The sequence below is a fragment of the Bacteroidota bacterium genome, assembly GCA_034439655.1.
Lineage (GTDB): Bacteria > Bacteroidota > Bacteroidia > UKL13-3 > UKL13-3 > CANJUD01.
This window is the reverse complement of the sequence record JAWXAU010000081.1, coordinates 19,313-35,758: the sequence shown is the minus strand read 5'-3', so window position 1 is coordinate 35,758 and position 16,446 is coordinate 19,313. Positions and strand designations below refer to the sequence as shown.

The 16,446-nt window shown below is 37.0% G+C and carries 15 protein-coding genes; 9 read left to right on the top strand and 6 right to left on the bottom strand.

All coding sequences use genetic code 11. The features are described from left to right. Window positions 1-217: hypothetical protein (locus tag SGJ10_05260; GenBank protein MDZ4757532.1), on the top strand; the 217-nt coding region annotated here is incomplete at its 5' end. Window positions 218-315: 98 nt separating this feature from the next. On the opposite strand, the gene SGJ10_05255 is transcribed toward SGJ10_05260, so the two are convergent. Both SGJ10_05255 and SGJ10_05250 read right to left on the bottom strand, forming a co-directional pair. After that, a complete protein-coding gene (locus tag SGJ10_05255) occupies window positions 316-1,068 on the bottom strand; it encodes a T9SS type A sorting domain-containing protein (GenBank protein ID MDZ4757531.1) in 753 nt (250 codons plus the stop codon). A 125-nt stretch (window positions 1,069-1,193) separates the two neighbouring features. Further along, window positions 1,194-3,101, bottom strand: a complete 1,908-nt coding sequence (locus SGJ10_05250) for a tetratricopeptide repeat protein (protein MDZ4757530.1) — start codon at window positions 3,099-3,101, stop codon at window positions 1,194-1,196. A 357-nt stretch (window positions 3,102-3,458) separates the two neighbouring features. Between SGJ10_05250 and serS the strand changes: the two genes are divergently transcribed. The 3 genes from serS (at window position 3,459) to SGJ10_05235 (ending at window position 8,659) form a co-directional block, all read left to right on the top strand. Then, entirely contained in the window at window positions 3,459-4,727 is a 1,269-nt protein-coding gene (serS, locus tag SGJ10_05245) for a serine--tRNA ligase (GenBank protein MDZ4757529.1), read from the top strand. Between the two features lie 182 nt (window positions 4,728-4,909). After that, on the top strand, window positions 4,910-6,541 hold the full coding sequence (locus SGJ10_05240) for an ABC transporter ATP-binding protein (GenBank protein ID MDZ4757528.1): 1,632 nt from the start codon (window positions 4,910-4,912) through the stop codon (window positions 6,539-6,541). Window positions 6,542-6,748: 207 nt separating this feature from the next. Continuing rightward, on the top strand, window positions 6,749-8,659 hold the full coding sequence (locus SGJ10_05235) for a T9SS type A sorting domain-containing protein (GenBank protein ID MDZ4757527.1): 1,911 nt from the start codon (window positions 6,749-6,751) through the stop codon (window positions 8,657-8,659). A gap of 291 nt (window positions 8,660-8,950) precedes the next feature. On the opposite strand, the gene SGJ10_05230 is transcribed toward SGJ10_05235, so the two are convergent. The 4 genes from SGJ10_05230 to SGJ10_05215 all read right to left on the bottom strand — a co-directional run bounded on the left by SGJ10_05230 (window position 8,951) and on the right by SGJ10_05215 (window position 12,803). Then, entirely contained in the window at window positions 8,951-9,754 is an 804-nt protein-coding gene (locus SGJ10_05230; protein ID MDZ4757526.1) for an inositol monophosphatase family protein, read from the bottom strand. A 163-nt stretch (window positions 9,755-9,917) separates the two neighbouring features. Beyond that, a complete protein-coding gene (locus SGJ10_05225; GenBank protein MDZ4757525.1) occupies window positions 9,918-10,775 on the bottom strand; it encodes a choice-of-anchor V domain-containing protein in 858 nt (285 codons plus the stop codon). Window positions 10,776-10,861: 86 nt separating this feature from the next. Continuing rightward, window positions 10,862-12,277 (bottom strand): 23S rRNA (uracil(1939)-C(5))-methyltransferase RlmD, encoded by a 1,416-nt coding sequence (rlmD, locus tag SGJ10_05220; protein ID MDZ4757524.1) that lies wholly within the window; start codon window positions 12,275-12,277, stop codon window positions 10,862-10,864. Window positions 12,278-12,329: 52 nt separating this feature from the next. Continuing rightward, the gene (locus SGJ10_05215; protein MDZ4757523.1) at window positions 12,330-12,803 is read right to left on the bottom strand and encodes a ribonuclease H-like YkuK family protein; all 474 of its coding nucleotides are present in this window, start codon (window positions 12,801-12,803) and stop codon (window positions 12,330-12,332) included. Window positions 12,804-12,955: 152 nt separating this feature from the next. On the opposite strand from SGJ10_05215, the gene SGJ10_05210 reads away from it, so the two are divergent. The 5 genes from SGJ10_05210 (at window position 12,956) to SGJ10_05190 (ending at window position 16,386) form a co-directional block, all read left to right on the top strand. After that, window positions 12,956-13,945, top strand: a complete 990-nt coding sequence (locus tag SGJ10_05210) for an LLM class flavin-dependent oxidoreductase (protein MDZ4757522.1) — start codon at window positions 12,956-12,958, stop codon at window positions 13,943-13,945. A gap of 147 nt (window positions 13,946-14,092) precedes the next feature. Next, entirely contained in the window at window positions 14,093-15,064 is a 972-nt protein-coding gene (locus SGJ10_05205; protein ID MDZ4757521.1) for a deoxyhypusine synthase family protein, read from the top strand. A gap of 26 nt (window positions 15,065-15,090) precedes the next feature. Further along, window positions 15,091-15,378: a DUF721 domain-containing protein gene (locus tag SGJ10_05200; GenBank protein MDZ4757520.1), complete on the top strand. Its 288-nt coding sequence runs from the start codon at window positions 15,091-15,093 to the stop codon at window positions 15,376-15,378. Between the two features lie 45 nt (window positions 15,379-15,423). Continuing rightward, the gene (locus SGJ10_05195) at window positions 15,424-15,765 is read left to right on the top strand and encodes a DUF1573 domain-containing protein (GenBank protein MDZ4757519.1); all 342 of its coding nucleotides are present in this window, start codon (window positions 15,424-15,426) and stop codon (window positions 15,763-15,765) included. A 9-nt stretch (window positions 15,766-15,774) separates the two neighbouring features. Continuing rightward, a complete protein-coding gene (locus SGJ10_05190) occupies window positions 15,775-16,386 on the top strand; it encodes a hypothetical protein (protein MDZ4757518.1) in 612 nt (203 codons plus the stop codon). Window positions 16,387-16,446 lie beyond the last annotated feature (60 nt).

The window sequence follows — 16,446 nt, the reverse complement described above, 5'->3', positions numbered from 1 at the left end:
GTATGATTCTCTTAAACGAGAGATTGTTGAACTCAAAATATTAGTTGCACAATTGATGCAGGAGATTCAACTATTGAGAAATGGCAGGAATAGTGGTAATACCGACACTCAATATATAATAGTCCAAAAGAAAGGGACTAATCCCGAAAGCTTTCGGGATGTAGTTCGGCATTACCATTCTACAAACCAATCCGCCACAGGTGGAGAACTATTTTAGTTTAAGAATTGGTATAATATTTAAAAATAGTATCAAATACTTCTCATTTAGCAGTATTTGATACTTTTAATCTCTCGCTATTAAATGTAAATATAATATTATTTATTGGTAACTATACTAAATCTTTGAACTGATATAATTGCAGCAGAATGCATGGTAAGTGTGTAAATACCAATTGGCAAATCTGTAGTATTAATTGTAGTTAAATTTTGATTATTGCTGAAAGTAATTTGTTTGACAATTTGCCCATTCATGTTAGCAATAGTTACCAAATCTAATTTTTCAGTTGCATCCCATTTGACATTTATTTGCTCAGTAGCAGGATTCGGGAATACAGAAACAGAACTAAAAATACTTTGTTTTGCTGTAATGCTATTATTTCCACTTTTAGGTGTAAAAACTATATTGCCTTGGGTAAGGTAAGCATTGTCAGTAGGATCATCTGGAGGGTTAGGAATAGCATTGTCTGCATCCACAAATACGCCCAAACGATAAGTGCCAGCTGCAAGTTGTAAACCACTTAAATCAATATCTTGATTTGCATATTCTTTGGCTCCAAAATGATATAAACCATCATTATTGTAGGTTTTTACAAACGTAGGATTTGAACCATCCCATATATATACTTTAATAGTAAAAGCCTCTGTTATTTCTGCTGAATTTGAACCATCACATAAGGCAGTGAAGTTTAAATTCTTCACTGTTTTTGTATTGTCGTCATAACTATCGAAATAAAGATTGGTCGATAAGTTACCTAAAGCTACATTGGCATTTTTTACAGTTTGCCCATAGGAATTACTGGTAATAAATGTTGCCAGTGCTGATAATAGAAATAGTTTTTTAAATTGCATAATTATTTTGTTTTTAATGGTGAATTTTATTTTTGGCAAAACACGTGCAGACAACCAATATTGGTAACAAAATAGGGCAAGACAAAAAGGGGTACAACAAGATAACTGTTTATATATCAGAATTTTTATTTAGAATTAAGCAGATTCAAAATATGAGAATCTAAATCGTCATCAGTTTCTAATTTTATTTTTTTCCGCAATCGTTGACGTGCCTTTTTTACACTGTCAACCGATATTCCAATCATGGAAGCAATTTCTTTTGATGATAATTTTAATCCAATCAAAGCAGCAAGTCTTATTTCAGCTTGGGTAATTGTAGGATAGATTTCTTTCACACGAATCATAAATGTTGGGTAAACTTTGGTATATAATTTTTTGAATTTTTCCCAGTCATCATCTGTTATAATTCTAGATTCTGTAAGTTCATTTATTTTTTCTATTCTAATATTGTTTTGATTATTCGATTCCAATTCAGTTACCTGCTCTCTCAATTGTTCTAGCAAATCATTTTTTTCTATCATGTTTTTCGTAAACGTAATCAGGGCTTGTTTATTATAGGTCAATTCGATTTCTAGTTTATCAAGTTCTAATTGCAACGCCTCTTGTTTAATTGTATTTTTTTCCAATTCACTTTCAGCTATCTTTTTTTCTTTTTGATGTTTTAATCTTTGTCTACTGATTATGACTACCGCCAATAAAGTGAGTAGCACACCGCCTATGGCATAAGCTCTTTTTTTATTCGTTTCTATAATAGATTCTTTTTTGAGCAATTCTATTTCTTGCTCTTTCTTATCCGTTTCAAAAGCTATTTGTAAATTTAATAATTTATTGCGTGACTCATCGTTATTAATACTGTCAGTTAAAGTGTTAAATGCTTTAAAGTATGATAATGCTTTAATTGGTTGTTGGAGTTCTTCATATACTTTTGATATGTACAAATTTGCTTCAGCTTGATATTTTAATGAGTTTATTTGCGTAGCTAAAGGTAACGCAAATAACATATGGTTGAGGGCTTTATTATATAGTTTTTGGTCGATATACAATCTGCCTAAATTAATATTCGCTACTACTTCTCCAGATTGATCTCCGATTTGTTTTTTAAGTTGTAAAGCCGCTAACAAATACTTCTCAGCCTCAGCCATATTCTTTCTTTGGAAGAATAATTCACCAATATTAATATAAGTTTCTGATATTCCTTTTTTATCGCCAATTTGTTTGTATGCGGCCATTGCTTTAAGGTGGTACGCAAAGGAGCTATCAAGTTGCTCCATATCAAAATAACAGACTCCCATATTTGTATAACTTTTTCCAGTACCTGCTATATCATTTAATTCCATATCTATAAGTAAAGACGACTGATAATATTTTAAAGCTTGTGAGAAATTATTTTGATTGAGATAAATAATACCTATATTGGTAAATACATTCGATAGTGCGAATTTGTCGTTTTTATTTTCATATACTTTTAGTGCGAACAGATATCTATCTAGTGCTTTATCAAATTGGTTGAGGTGGTAATATACAATTCCCAAATTAGAATTTGCCTTAGCTTTTCCATCATCATCATTTATTTGTGTAAATAGTTCAAATGATTTCTTATAACTATATATTGCTTCTTTATAATTGCCTTGGTCGGCATAAATTAATCCGAATAAATTGTGAATATTCCCAATTTCAACATTATTTTTCAATTCCTCAAATTTCCTTAATGCATTATTATAATACTTTTTTGCTATATAATAATCAGCCTTAATCCAATATACTACACCCTGATTTTTATAAGAATAAGCAATGCCTTTATTGTAATGTAACTGTTCACTTATTTTTAAAGCCTCTGCTCCATATTGTAATGCTTTTTCGGGTATTTGTCTGCGATAAAGCCAACATAAATCGTTCAGTGTATTTGCTTTTGCAGTATCGGTTTTGGTTTTTAGTTGTTGTTCCAGCTTGTTTATATAGTTATCGTCCGCTTTGCAAATGTGAGCAAATAATAAGAAACCAATAAATATATATAAAGTATTTTTTTTATTCATATTGTGATACTCCAACTTACAATCAATGTGCCGTCCTTCATATTTTTCTATAAAATTAATTTATCTTTTTCAAGGATTAACGAATGAAGTCCCGATAGCAATCGTATTAAAAGTGGCTGACGCACCATGTTCCTCGTATTTTGTCATGTCGACGGTAGGAGACATCTACAAAATTATTATGATGGTTGCCTGGGTTATAAAACTTCGCACCTTATACTTCGTTAGTGCTTATTCTTAAATCTTTTTAAATTACAAACAAGGCCCAAAACCTCCCTTATCCTATCCATACCCGTCGTGCTTCAGCCGACAGTAATTAACCATTACATTCCTATCTTTGCAGCCCAAAACCTATAAACCATGTTACAAATACAATTACTTCGCGAGCAAAAAGAGCTAGTATTGGCGGGGCTTGCCAAGAAAAATTTCAAGCAGCCTGAACTCGTGGACAATATTATAAATACTGACGAGCAACGCCGCAAGTGCCAAGGTGGGGTGGAGGCCAACTTGAACGAACTTAATGTATTGTCGAAACAAATTGGTGACCTGATGAAGGCGGGGCAAAAAGATGAAGCTGAGGGAATGCGTGCCCGCACCTTGGAAATTAAAGAACAAAATAAATCGTTAGAGGAGCAATTGAAATCTTTGGAAGATGAGCAACAGAAAATGATGATTCTGTTGCCCAACTTACCACACACAAGCGTACCCGCAGGTAAAACTCCAGAAGAAAATGAAATAGTATTAGAACATGGTGAAATAAAAAAACTATATGATGGTGCCAAGCCGCACTGGGATTTAATTTCACAATATGATATAATAGATTTTGAACTTGGAAATAAAATAACAGGTGCAGGATTTCCTGTATATAAAGGCAAAGGTGCGAGACTGCAACGTGCCCTCATCAATTTTTTTTTAGATGAAGCATTGAAGCAGGGTTTTATGGAGATACAACCACCTATTTTAGTGAACGAAGATTCAGGATACGGCACTGGGCAACTGCCCGATAAGGAAGGACAAATGTATTATATGCCTGCCGATAATTTATATTGTATTCCCACTGCAGAAGTTCCTATTACAAACTTATATAGAGATGTGATTTTGCGTGAAGAAGATTTACCTGTAAAAAATGTGGGATATACACCTTGTTTCCGCAGGGAAGCGGGTAGTTGGGGAGCCCATGTACGCGGACTCAATCGCTTACACCAGTTCGATAAAGTGGAGATTGTACAGATTGCCCATCCCGATGAAAGTTATGATATATTGGAACAAATGAGTAACTATGTTCAAAGTCTTTTGCAAAAATTGGAACTACCTTATCGTGTGCTGCGTTTATGTGGGGGTGATATGAGTTTTGCATCTGCACATACTTATGATATGGAAGTGTGGAGTGCTGCACAAGAACGTTGGTTAGAAGTAAGTTCAGTTTCAAACTTTGAATCGTTTCAGAGTAACAGATTAAAACTAAGATATAAGAGTGATGGCAAAACAAAATTGGCTCACACACTCAACGGTTCAGCATTGGCATTGCCTAGAATTGTAGCCGCATTGCTCGAAAATAACCAAACCGCCGAAGGTATTATACTTCCAAAAGTATTACATTCATATCTTGGTTTTGAAAGTATATCATAGTTTATTTTTTGTCGTGCTTCGATTATCCCGATAGCTATCGGTTCAGCATGACAAAAAAGCACGACAACAATAATATAAGGAGCATTATGTTTATCAATGCAATGTTTCGATAAGCCCGATAATTATTGGGACAACATGACATTGAAAAACTCAACATCACAATGAAAAAACTATTATAATATATGCTTCGTGTAAAAAACCTCAGTATATCATTTGCAGGACAAAATACGCCTGCGGTAAAAGATATATCATTTGAACTGGGGCATGGCGAAATACTTGGCGTTGTAGGTGAGAGCGGTTCTGGAAAATCCATTACTTGTTTTTCAATACTCAAATTATTAGATAAACATACTACCAAAATTACGGGTGAAGCTATATTTACTAATAGTGAAGGAAAAACTGCAGACTTATTAAAACTAAGTGAAAAACAATTAGAACATATCAGGGGAAAGCAAATAGGATTTGTATTTCAAGAGCCGATGAGTTCGCTCAATCCAGCATATACTTGTGGTTGGCAAGTAGCCGAAGGAATCAAAAAGCATTTGGGCAAAAAAAAAACAGAAGCAAAGGCAGCTACGATTAAATTGTTTGAAGAAGTACAATTGCCAGACCCTGAAAGAATATGGCAATCGTATCCACACCAATTGAGTGGCGGACAAAGACAACGTGTGATGATTGCCATGGCATTATCGTCGAACCCGCAACTATTAATTGCCGATGAACCTACTACTGCATTAGATGTTACAGTGCAAAAAACAGTGGTTGAATTATTATTGAAATTGGTGAAAGATAGAAATATGTCGCTCATATTTATCAGTCACGATTTGAATTTGGTGAACCACCTGGCACAAAAAGTAATGGTGATGAGAGCAGGTGAGATTGTAGAACGTGGCGAAATGAAATCGGTGTTCAATAATCCGCAAAACCCCTATACTATTAATTTGATTAATTGCCGACCTTCGAAAAACTATAATAGTAAAAGACTGCCTGTTTCGGGTGAAAATGTAGAGCCCAAAACTATCATATATAATACTTCAAATGAAATATTATTAGAAGGAAAATCATTATATAAAACTTATAAACTTCCTAGTAAAAAAATATTTGCCAAAGCCCCAGAATTCACGGCAGTAAGCGATGTGAGTTTTACAGTTTACAAAGGCCAGACTCTATGCGTGGTGGGCGAGAGCGGCTCGGGCAAATCAACCGTAGGCCGCATGTTATTGGGATTAATTAAACCCACTGCTGGCGAAATATTGTATAATAATACTGACCTTGCAAAATTAAACGAAGCACAATATAGAAATTATCGCAGGCATTTGCAAATGGTGTTTCAAGATCCTTATTCTTCGCTAAATCCAAAACATAAAATTGAAACTATTATAGGGGAACCTTTTGAGGTGTATAGAGACAAAAGTATAAAGATAAATGAGAAAGTAATTTATTTACTGGAAAAAGTTGGTTTGCCTGCCGATTTTGCCAAACGCTATCCGCACCAATTAAGCGGCGGGCAGCGACAAAGGGTTTGTATTGCACGAGCCTTGGCACTCAATCCACAATTTATAGTATGCGACGAAAGTGTTGCTGCTCTAGATGTTTCGGTACAAGCAAAAGTCCTAAATTTGCTCAAAGATTTGCAAGACGAATTGCAGTTATCATACTTATTCATCACGCACGATTTGAGCGTAGCCCGTTTTATGGGGCATCAAATCTTGGTATTGCAAAAAGGGCAAGTGGAAGATTATGGCAGTACAGAGGAGGTATTCAATAATCCGAAATCGCTATATACTGACAAGCTATTGCAGAGTATTGTTTGATTTTTGTCATGTCTTCCGATAGCTATCGGGAGTAGGAGACAGCTACTGCTCACCAACGAAGTACTAAGGGACGACATCGCACCCGCCGTCGGCGAGCCTCGCCCTTCTGATAGTTATCGGAACGGAATGATAAGGTTTCTTTGACACAAAACTGATACAGGTGTTTTCCCCATTTCAAATATCTGTTGTATCTTTACAGCCATTATTATGAAATTGAGATTATTTACTATCAGCATTACTATATGTTTTTTGATGACTACAAAAAACGCGGTTTGCCAAATGGATATATTACCCGGTGCAAAAACTGTTTGCGTTGGAAGTGAAATATTATACTCAGAATCTATTCAAGTATTTGACCCCAAAAATGACAGCGGTGTGTGGAATGTGGCTATTGTGCAAAGAAACCTCGAAGAAGAAGACCCTGAACTGGAAAAAGTTATTGCCAAACGAAAAAAATTAATTGCTCAAAATCCTGGCCCAGATATGGGAATAGATTTGAATACTTCCTATAAAACCAATGTGGCAAGTACAGCTTCAATCGAATCTGACGTGGATGGTTGCACCTACGATGGTGGCAGCCCCAGCGACAATACGGTAGCGGTGTCGCGGGCTGGGTTTGTGGTAGCAGCAGCTAATTCAACCGTGAACTTTTATGATAAAAGTAATACCCGAATAAAAACATATACATTGCCCGCATTTACAATGGACGGGTCTGCTTTTTCTTATGACCCCAAAGTGATTTATGATTGGGTGTACGACCGTTTTATTTTGGTATTTTTACAAGGCAAAACGGCAAGCACCTCTAAAGTAGTTATATGCTTTTCTACCAGTGGCGATCCTACTGGCAAATGGTTTATATATCATTTAAGTGGCAATGTAAACAACCAAGGTATATGGTTCGATTTTCCCAACATTGCAGTTTCTGAAAATGATTTATTTGTGTGCGGAAATAAATTCACAGATGCCGGAGCAAGCAAAGGCTCCGTTATTTTTCAAATAGTGAAACAAACGGGTTATAAGGGTGGGGGCAATTTAAAATATAAAATCTACGATACCTTGGAAACAGTGTTTCAAGACCCCTTGTTTTCCTTATATCCCGTTGGCCACGGACAATCTCTTTCAGGGCCAGGAATGTATTTTGTAAATAGTATTAAAGGGGGTGGAAACGAAATTGACATCAGTCAGATTACTGATTCACTCAACTCAGGCAAGGCAGTTTTTAAAGTTACACAATATAATACCTCGTTCAATTATAGTGTCCCTATGCAAGCGTTGATGCTAGGTTCGCCCAATGCAAAACAATTAATCAATAATGATTGCAGAATTTTAGGTGCGTTTACTTTGAAGAATTATATATTCTTTTGTTTTCATGCTGATATTTATACCAATGGATATGCAAGTTTATTATTATGCAGGTTTAATACAAAAACGGGAAAAATTGATTCATCCTCGCTTAGTGGTTACCAAGCAAGCTTTGGGTTCCCCAATATTGCTTCGATAGGTTATGGCGATTGGGACAATACCATAGCTATGACCTTCCTCGTATCTTCCAAAAAAATGTATCCTTCTGCTTATTATACTACTATCGAACAAGATTTTACCTGGGCTCCTCCCACACTTATAAAATCAGGCAATTGGTATTATAATAGTCAAGGTAGTCAGACCGACGAACGTTGGGGTGATTACACAGGTATTTGCAGGTGGAATGGAAACTATTGCCCTGCGGTGGTTACGCATACTTCTTATGCATTAAAGAGGGTACAAGGGGCTTCTGTTTTTGGCGATTATGCAAACAGGATGACCCGCTTAATTTATTGCAACCCGAATAGCATAGAAAACCCCATTGAACCTTTATTAAATGCAACTATATATCCCAACCCTGTCAATTTAGAGTATACCCACTTGGATTTTAGTATTAGGCATACTGGAAAAATTAAAATTGATGTGTATGATACCGAAGGGAAATGGTTGAAAACACTTAGCAACGCAACGCTCCCCGAAGGGAAATATTCTTTTATGATAGAAACTTCAAACCTAGCTAACGGCATTTATTATATACATATTGTAAACGAAAAGCAGCAGAATTTGAATACGCAAAAATTAGTGGTTGCGAAATAGTATAACATATACGTCATTCTGAGTCCGATTGCTATCGGACCCGCTTCGGGCGAAGAATCTGTTGGGAATATTCACCTAACTTATAGCTCGGTATCATGAAATTCTTCGTTTCGTCTTTAACTGATTGTAATACCAATTCTTAAACTATAATAGTTCTCCGCCTGTGGCGGATTACTTTGTAGAATGGCAATGCCGAACTACATCCCGAAAGCCCCGCTTAATCCCGATAATTATCGGGATGCGGGAGGATTAGTCCCCCTTTTTTTGGACTATTATTATAGAGTTTCGGTATTAATTCTCAAATTTCTCCTCAATCAACTTCGTTAAACTCTCAAATATTTGGGGATTACCCGCTATAATAGTTTTACCAAACAGATAATCGTCCCCGCCTTTAAAATCGGCTACCTTACCTCCCGCAAGTTTTACCAAAAATGCCCCTGCTGCCACATCCCAAGGTTGTAGACCATACTCGAAAAAACCATCAAATTTGCCACAAGCTGTATATACCAAATCTATCGCCGCCGAACCCATTCTTCGCAGTCCGTGTGTTTCCCTCATCAGTACTTTCAGCACTTCTATATATTCGGGCATTTGCACAAAATCATAATAAGGGAAACCGGTGGCCATTAATGCATCTTCCATTTTTGCCGCTTTCGATACTTGTATAATACTATCATTCAGCATCGCAGTGCCACCTTCGTATCCATGAAATAGCCAATTTTGACAAACATCAAATACATATCCCGCCACTAATTTATTTCCATCCATCAGGCCCACACTCACGCTGAAGACTGGAAGACCATGCACGAAATTGGTAGTACCATCAAGTGGGTCTATCACAAAAGTATAACGGTCGCCTTTGCGGTTAATTGTTTTTTCTTCGGTAATAAATCCTGCTGTCGGCAATATTTGTAATAGCCCTTTCACCAATTTTTCTTCGGCAGTTTTATCTACATACGATACCAATTGGTTGAAGCTTTTTGTTTCCACTACGCCTAGGTCAAAATTAAGCCCTTCGTTTCTAATAAAGTTTCCTGTATCAATAACAAGCTTTTGTATATCTTGGTGTATGTTTTTTAATGCTATGTTTTGCATGGTTGTTATCGGTTATCCGTTATTCTGAGTTGGCTTCCAACGAAGAATCTGTTGAACGCGAATGCAGATTCTTCGAATTGAAGCAATTCTCAGAATGACGTTCTAAACATAAAAAAAACCGGCCATTCCTTGACCGGTTTTATATAATAGTTTTATAATACTTTTAATTTATAAAAATCTTCCTTACCACCCTTGTGCCATTACTTTCGCAGTTTATCAAATAAATGCCACTAGAGATATGGGCAGGAATATCGATTGTTTGTTCCGTTACCCCCGGTTTCATTTCTCTGTTTAGGAGGGTTTGAACTTTTTGGCCGTTCATATTATATAAATCAACCAATACATTCATAGATTTTTCAGGTTCAAAAGCTATTTGTATTTTATGGTTGGCAGTAACAAACGCATTGAAAGCTGCGGGATTTTTTTTGGCCATTGCAATAGCAACCAGAGGGTCTACAAATGCAGTATCGTGGCGTGTATATATGCGGTCACCATCTGTGGTGAAATCTTCATTGGCTTGATTGTATGCGGTGTAAAAATGGACAGGGTCTGTATAATTGAGCGGGGAATGCCACATAATCACCCATTGAGCCCCGCCTGAATTGGGAAATGAAGTTCCGCCGAAGCTCTGGAAACCATAATAACGGTTGTTTTTAAAGCCTGAGTCAACATACGTATTTGGAGCCCAAAAATGGCCCACAGCTTTATTGTTCTTGTCCAAGGCCGTCATTTGAAAACCAAATTTACGGGAGCCTCCGGTAAACGTAATATCAATGCGGTTATCACTGCCCGTGGCGTCATTGAAATACCTATTATCTCCATTTGTTCCTAAGCTGAATGAGGTAATCCCTATACCTGAATTGGGCTGACTTCCGCCATGGCAGTCGTTACAAAGCCCTTCACCAGGAGCACCTGTTTTAGCTAAACTAGAAGAATCGTGCGTCTCACGCGAAATAACCTCAAATACGGTGAAGGCAAACCAAGCCAGAACCATTAATGGTATAAAGTAAATTTTTTTCATTTCCGTTTTTTATTAATTGATTAAAAAGTTATGCAAATTAATGACTTTTAAGTGACAAATTTAGTTGCTTGGCAAAAAAAATATTTTTATGGTTTCAAAACCAGCTCAGTTACACATTCCACATGGTGGGTATGTGGGAACATGTCGACAGGCTGAACCCTCTCAACATCATATTTATCAAGCATTAAAGCCAAATCCCGCACCTGTGTAGCAGGATTACAACTCACATATACAATTCTTTTGGGTGCTAACTCCATAATTTTTTTCACTACATCGGGGTGCATGCCCCCTCGGGGTGGGTCGGTTATTATTAAATCAGGGCGGCCATGGGCTGCAACAAACGCTTCATCTAACACCTTCACCATATCGCCTGCAAAAAACTTGGCATTGCTCACATCATTTATTCTTGCATTCTCATAAGCATCGTGCACCGCTTCTTGCACGTATTCTATACCCGTTACCTGTTTGCAATGTTTCGATACATACAGCCCAATTGTGCCAGTTCCCGAATATAAATCATATACGTTTTCATAGCCCTGCAAATTGGCAAACAACTTAGTGGTTTCATATAATTTTAAAGCCTGTACCGGATTTGTTTGAAAAAAAGATTTGGGATGAATTTTAAATTTATAATCGCCTAAAGTTTCAGTCAAAAATTGATTGCCACTATAATATATCATTTCCAAGCCATCATAACTGTCATTTGTTTTTTGATTGATAGTATAATATAAGGAACTTATTTGCGAAAATTGTTGGTGTAAAAGTTGTAATAGTTTGTCGATAGCTTCCATTTGGGGTTCAGCAAACACCATAAGCACCATCCATTGCCCGTCAATAGTATTGCGGAACATCACTTCCCGCATCAATCCTGTATTTTGCCTAAGGTCATAAAAAGTATAACCCAGTTCTAAACTTTTATCCCGCAAAAAATTTCGCATATTATTATGCAAGTCATGCATCAAATGACATTTGTTTACATCGAATACTTTATCAAACTTATTGGGGATATGAAAACCAAGTGCAGGCTTGCCCATGTGGTCGGGATTGTCCTTATCGAACACCTCCATATAAGCTTTGTTGGTATAAGAATATTGTAATTTATTTCTATAATATTTGGTATGCTCAGATGCTATAATAGGCAGTAATTCTTTATAGGGAATTTTACCAGTGCGTTCATAAGCATCCACTATCTGTTGGTGCTTGTATTTGAGCTGGGTAGCATAATCCATCTGCTGCCATTTACAGCCACCGCAAATACTATAATGTTCGCAAAAAGGTTCAACCCTATTGGGCGATGCATGGTGTAGTTTTACAATAGTTCCCCATACTGCTTTTTTCTCTTCTTTATAAATATATACATCGGCTATATCGCCTGGCACTGCTCGGTCCACAAACACCACCAGGTTATCTCGGCGTGCGATACTTTGGCCCAATCCGCCAGAATTGGTTATCTCAAGATTTTCAAATGTTTGGGTAATATACTTTTTGTGCTTGCGTCTCATAATTAAGCTGCAAAGATATCCATTGCCGTTGACTTAAGTCAACGGCAATGGATTAATGCACCATCTTATTGGCACAGTAACTACTGGCAAATGCATCGGGTTTGGCTTTAAAAACAAAACCCATGCTTAATATATATCCCATAGCTTCGCTTAGTGCGGTGTTCGATTTGAATGAAGGATTGGTGTTTATATCTGCGTGAACTTCTAAATCAACACTGTATTGTTCCAATAGGGGACAAAGCTTGTAGGCAATTTCTATACTCATGGCTACTTCGGTAATCATCCGTTCCTTAATGCCCATTTTTTGGCGTTTTTTGTCCATGCTGATGAACATAAAACCACCGTGTTTCTCCCGCACAAAAACGATAACCGTAGCAAACTCTATTACTTCGCCTTTTACCTGCGAATCGGTACCGATACATACTTTTAGTTTGTGGCCTGCAGCAGTTTCTGCAAGAAGTGTTTTCTCCACTTCGAGTACAATATCATTTTTTATTTTTTCACCATTGAACCTTTTCCAATCCATATAGCTATTGTAATTTATTGTGGCGAAAAGTAAAACGCAAAAGTTAACTAATCAACAAAATAGAATTATTTAATTTTCAACACATTGTAAACCAGATTGTTTTCCATCGCCAATTCGCAGTAATTAAGCCCATACCTTTGACCTGTTTTTCCATGAACATAAACTACCAAGACCATACCGTTAAAATTTTTACGCACCCGCATCGCAGCTATACTTTCGACACGTATTTGCAAAACCACAAAGACGTGATTGGTTGGAGCGATAAGTTTGCGTGCGAAGGAATGTTATGTAGCACCTCGGGCTACGATGCTTTTGATACTTGGGTTTGGGCTCAATATCTGTGTGAACATAGTAATATATCGCCTATCGTGGCACTCAACCCCATTTATGTCCATCCATTTGCCGCTGCCCGTAAAATATTTTCATTAAGCAAATTATATAACCGCAAATTATATATTAATTGTGTGACGGGCTCGGCCCAAGCCGACCTTGTTCAACTTAATGACAATCTAATCCATGAGCAGAGATATCAACGATTGGCTGAGTATATTGAAATTATACAATTGTTCCTGGCCACCAATGGCCCAGTGAGTTATGAAGGTAAATATTATATCATAAAACAAGCCTCGCTCGAAGGGCAAATTGAGAAGTCCATAATGCCCGAAATTATTATTGCAGGCGAATCGGAACATGCACTAAGCTTAATTAAAAATAGTGGGTTTACGCAAATGCAAATGCTTCCTTCAGTACAAGACGATTTGCAAAAAGTATATCATAAAAGTTTGGCTCTGGGAATTATTGCTAGGCCCACAAATGAAGAGGCATGGCAAGCGGCAAATGAGTTATATCCCGCAGACCGATTCGGACAAAAGCTGTTAAAAATGTCGATGATCGGAAATCAAACCGATTGGAAAGACCGCCTGAATACTGAAATGCAAACAGAAGTATCTGAAACTTTCCCCCAATATTGGTTGGACCCTTTCAAAAACAAATATGCCGATTGCCCTTATATAGTTGGAAGTTACGAGGAAATCAAAAATATCATAACCAATTTGTGCGAACAAAAAATACATTCGATGGTGCTCACGATTAAGAATGAGAATGAATTTGAAATCATCAATAATTTGTTTAGCCAGATTTGACAACTTTGCCTCGCATCGTCGAACGTAAAGTTGTCAAATCTTGCTGGGCATGCTTTGATTTGACAAGTTCGTGTACGTACAGGCAAGGCTAATTTGTCAAATCTGCATATAACCCCATATTTTTGCAGTCGAATTAAAACACAAAACATGTCAGGACCTATATCACAATTTATCGAAAAAAATTATTTACACTTCAATGCCGCAGCATTGGTCGATGCATCGAAAGCTTACAGAGTTCATTTAGAAAAAGGTGGTAAAATGATGATTACCCTTGCAGGTGCGATGAGTACCGCTGAACTTGGAATTAGTCTCGCTGAAATGATTCGTCAAGGAAAAGTTGATATAATAAGTTGCACAGGTGCTAACCTGGAAGAAGATATTATGAATCTTGTGGCACACAGCCATTACAAACGCGTGCCTAATTATAGAGAATTAAGTGCCAATGATGAATGGGCTTTGCTCGAGCAAGGCTATAATCGTGTAACTGATACTTGCATTCCCGAAGAGGAAGCTTTTCGTCGCATACAAAAACATATACATAAACAGTGGAAAGATGCACAAGATGCTGGAACCAGTTTTTTGCCGCATGAATATATGTATAAAATGCTAAACAGCGGCGAGATGGAACAGTATTATGAAATTGATCCCAAAAATAGTTGGATGCTTGCAGCCGCCGAACGCAATCTGCCTATTATATGCCCAGGTTGGGAAGACAGTACCATGGGAAATATATTTGCCAGTTATTGTATAAAAGGCGAACTCAAATCTACCACCATGAAATCGGGAATTGATTATATGGTTTGGTTGAGTGAATGGTACAGAAATAATTCTGCGGGTCAAGGCGTTGGATTCTATCAAATAGGTGGAGGCATAGCCGGCGATTTTCCTATATGTGTGGTACCTATGATGTATCAAGATTTGGAATGGCATGATGTTCCTTTTTGGGCCTACTTCTGCCAAGTTTCCGATTCCACAACTAGCTATGGAAGCTATAGTGGTGCGGTGCCCAATGAAAAAATTACCTGGGGAAAACTGAGCAAAGAAACCCCAAGATTTATAATAGAATCGGATGCATCAATTGTGGCCCCCTTAATGTTTGCATATATATTAGGCCAATAATTTTATAATACTTATTTTTGAAGCAAATGGCGAAAGACCATACTACCTTATCGGATGCCATGCAGCAAATGCTCAACAAGTTTAGGTTAAAAGAACCTATGGCGAGGTATGACATTATGAGTACCTGGGAAAACATAATGGGCAAGGTAGTTGCTAAGCACACGCTGAAAATATATATCAAGCAAAAATGTATGTATGTGCATTTGGATAGCAGTGTACTTAGGAATGAATTTGAAATGAGCAAATCGAAAATAATAGAGATGGTGAACGAGCAAGCCAAAATGAAATTGATTACGGATGTGATGTTTTTATAATAGATGCGAAAGTTTATATATATCATACTTGTTTCGTTTTGCATCATGGCTTTTCAAAGTCATCAAGGTTCTTGCTTAGTTTTCGAAAAAAAAGTTGTTGATTTTGGCTTATTGAAAGCACCTTGGGAAAAGACCGCCATATTTAGATTTACGAATAACTCTAAGGATTCTATTCTGATTAAAAATTCAAAGGCGGGCTGCGGTTGTACCACGGTGAAATATCCCGAGTATTATATAAAAGCAGGCAAAACAGATTCTGTAATCGTGAAATTTTTGCCGCAAAAATGGTTGAACGGAAGTCAAGAGAAGGAGGTAAAATTAAAAACTACTTGTCCTACAGATTCTATTATAGTACTCACAATAATGGCCGAGGTGGCAATCTACTAAATCATTATAATGTACGAACTCAAGTTTTCAAATATCAGCAACCTCACAGCAGCCCGTTTTGCCGCTGCTGCAATGGCTGATTGGGTGGGTTTTTGTTTCGATGCTGAATCGCCTAATTATATAAATGTATTGAAGGCCAAAGAAATTGCGGGTTGGCTTACTGGGCCAAAATATATTGGGGAATTTAATGACGCAGATTTTGAAACCATTCAAGGTGTGTGCGGTATTTTACCCCTTGATGCGATACAAATCCCACTCAGTGCTTTTGATGAAAAATTATTCGAATTAGACAAAGAAATATTTGTAGCAGTGCATTGTGAGAATGAAAATTTCCTATCGCAAATTTCTCGACTGAATAGGATTTCTCACCACTTGATTTACTATGTTTTTAATGGAAAATATTCACCCATCTATTATAGTTTTTTGGAACAATTTGCTGCAAATAAAAATATATATTTGGGTTTTAATTTTGAAGCTGGGTTATATAAAACACTTGCAAAAAACATCAATGTCATAGGTTTCCAAATAAGTGGCGAGCCTGAAGAAAAACCTGGTATGGGTGATACAGAAAACTTGAATTTGCAATTGGAAGAAATTGTGGAGTTGAACGAGGTTTTATAGTATACCTTCATAGCGTTCTCCGCGGCTAATCGTTCTTCAAACTGAAACGTGGCAATCTGC

Bases quoted from the DNA above. Each gene is read 5' to 3' on its own strand.
- SGJ10_05255 (MDZ4757531.1), bottom strand. From the start codon at position 1,068: ATGCAATTTAAAAAACTATTTCTATTATCAGCACTGGCAACATTTATT.
- SGJ10_05250 (MDZ4757530.1), bottom strand. From the start codon at position 3,101: ATGAATAAAAAAAATACTTTATATATATTTATTGGTTTCTTATTATTT.
- serS (MDZ4757529.1), top strand. From the start codon at position 3,459: ATGTTACAAATACAATTACTTCGCGAGCAAAAAGAGCTAGTATTGGCG.
- SGJ10_05240 (MDZ4757528.1), top strand. From the start codon at position 4,910: ATGCTTCGTGTAAAAAACCTCAGTATATCATTTGCAGGACAAAATACG.
- SGJ10_05235 (MDZ4757527.1), top strand. From the start codon at position 6,749: ATGAAATTGAGATTATTTACTATCAGCATTACTATATGTTTTTTGATG.
- SGJ10_05230 (MDZ4757526.1), bottom strand. From the start codon at position 9,754: ATGCAAAACATAGCATTAAAAAACATACACCAAGATATACAAAAGCTT.
- SGJ10_05225 (MDZ4757525.1), bottom strand. From the start codon at position 10,775: ATGAAAAAAATTTACTTTATACCATTAATGGTTCTGGCTTGGTTTGCC.
- rlmD (MDZ4757524.1), bottom strand. From the start codon at position 12,277: ATGAGACGCAAGCACAAAAAGTATATTACCCAAACATTTGAAAATCTT.
- SGJ10_05215 (MDZ4757523.1), bottom strand. From the start codon at position 12,803: ATGGATTGGAAAAGGTTCAATGGTGAAAAAATAAAAAATGATATTGTA.
- SGJ10_05210 (MDZ4757522.1), top strand. From the start codon at position 12,956: ATGAACATAAACTACCAAGACCATACCGTTAAAATTTTTACGCACCCG.
- SGJ10_05205 (MDZ4757521.1), top strand. From the start codon at position 14,093: ATGTCAGGACCTATATCACAATTTATCGAAAAAAATTATTTACACTTC.
- SGJ10_05200 (MDZ4757520.1), top strand. From the start codon at position 15,091: ATGGCGAAAGACCATACTACCTTATCGGATGCCATGCAGCAAATGCTC.
- SGJ10_05195 (MDZ4757519.1), top strand. From the start codon at position 15,424: ATGGCTTTTCAAAGTCATCAAGGTTCTTGCTTAGTTTTCGAAAAAAAA.
- SGJ10_05190 (MDZ4757518.1), top strand. From the start codon at position 15,775: ATGTACGAACTCAAGTTTTCAAATATCAGCAACCTCACAGCAGCCCGT.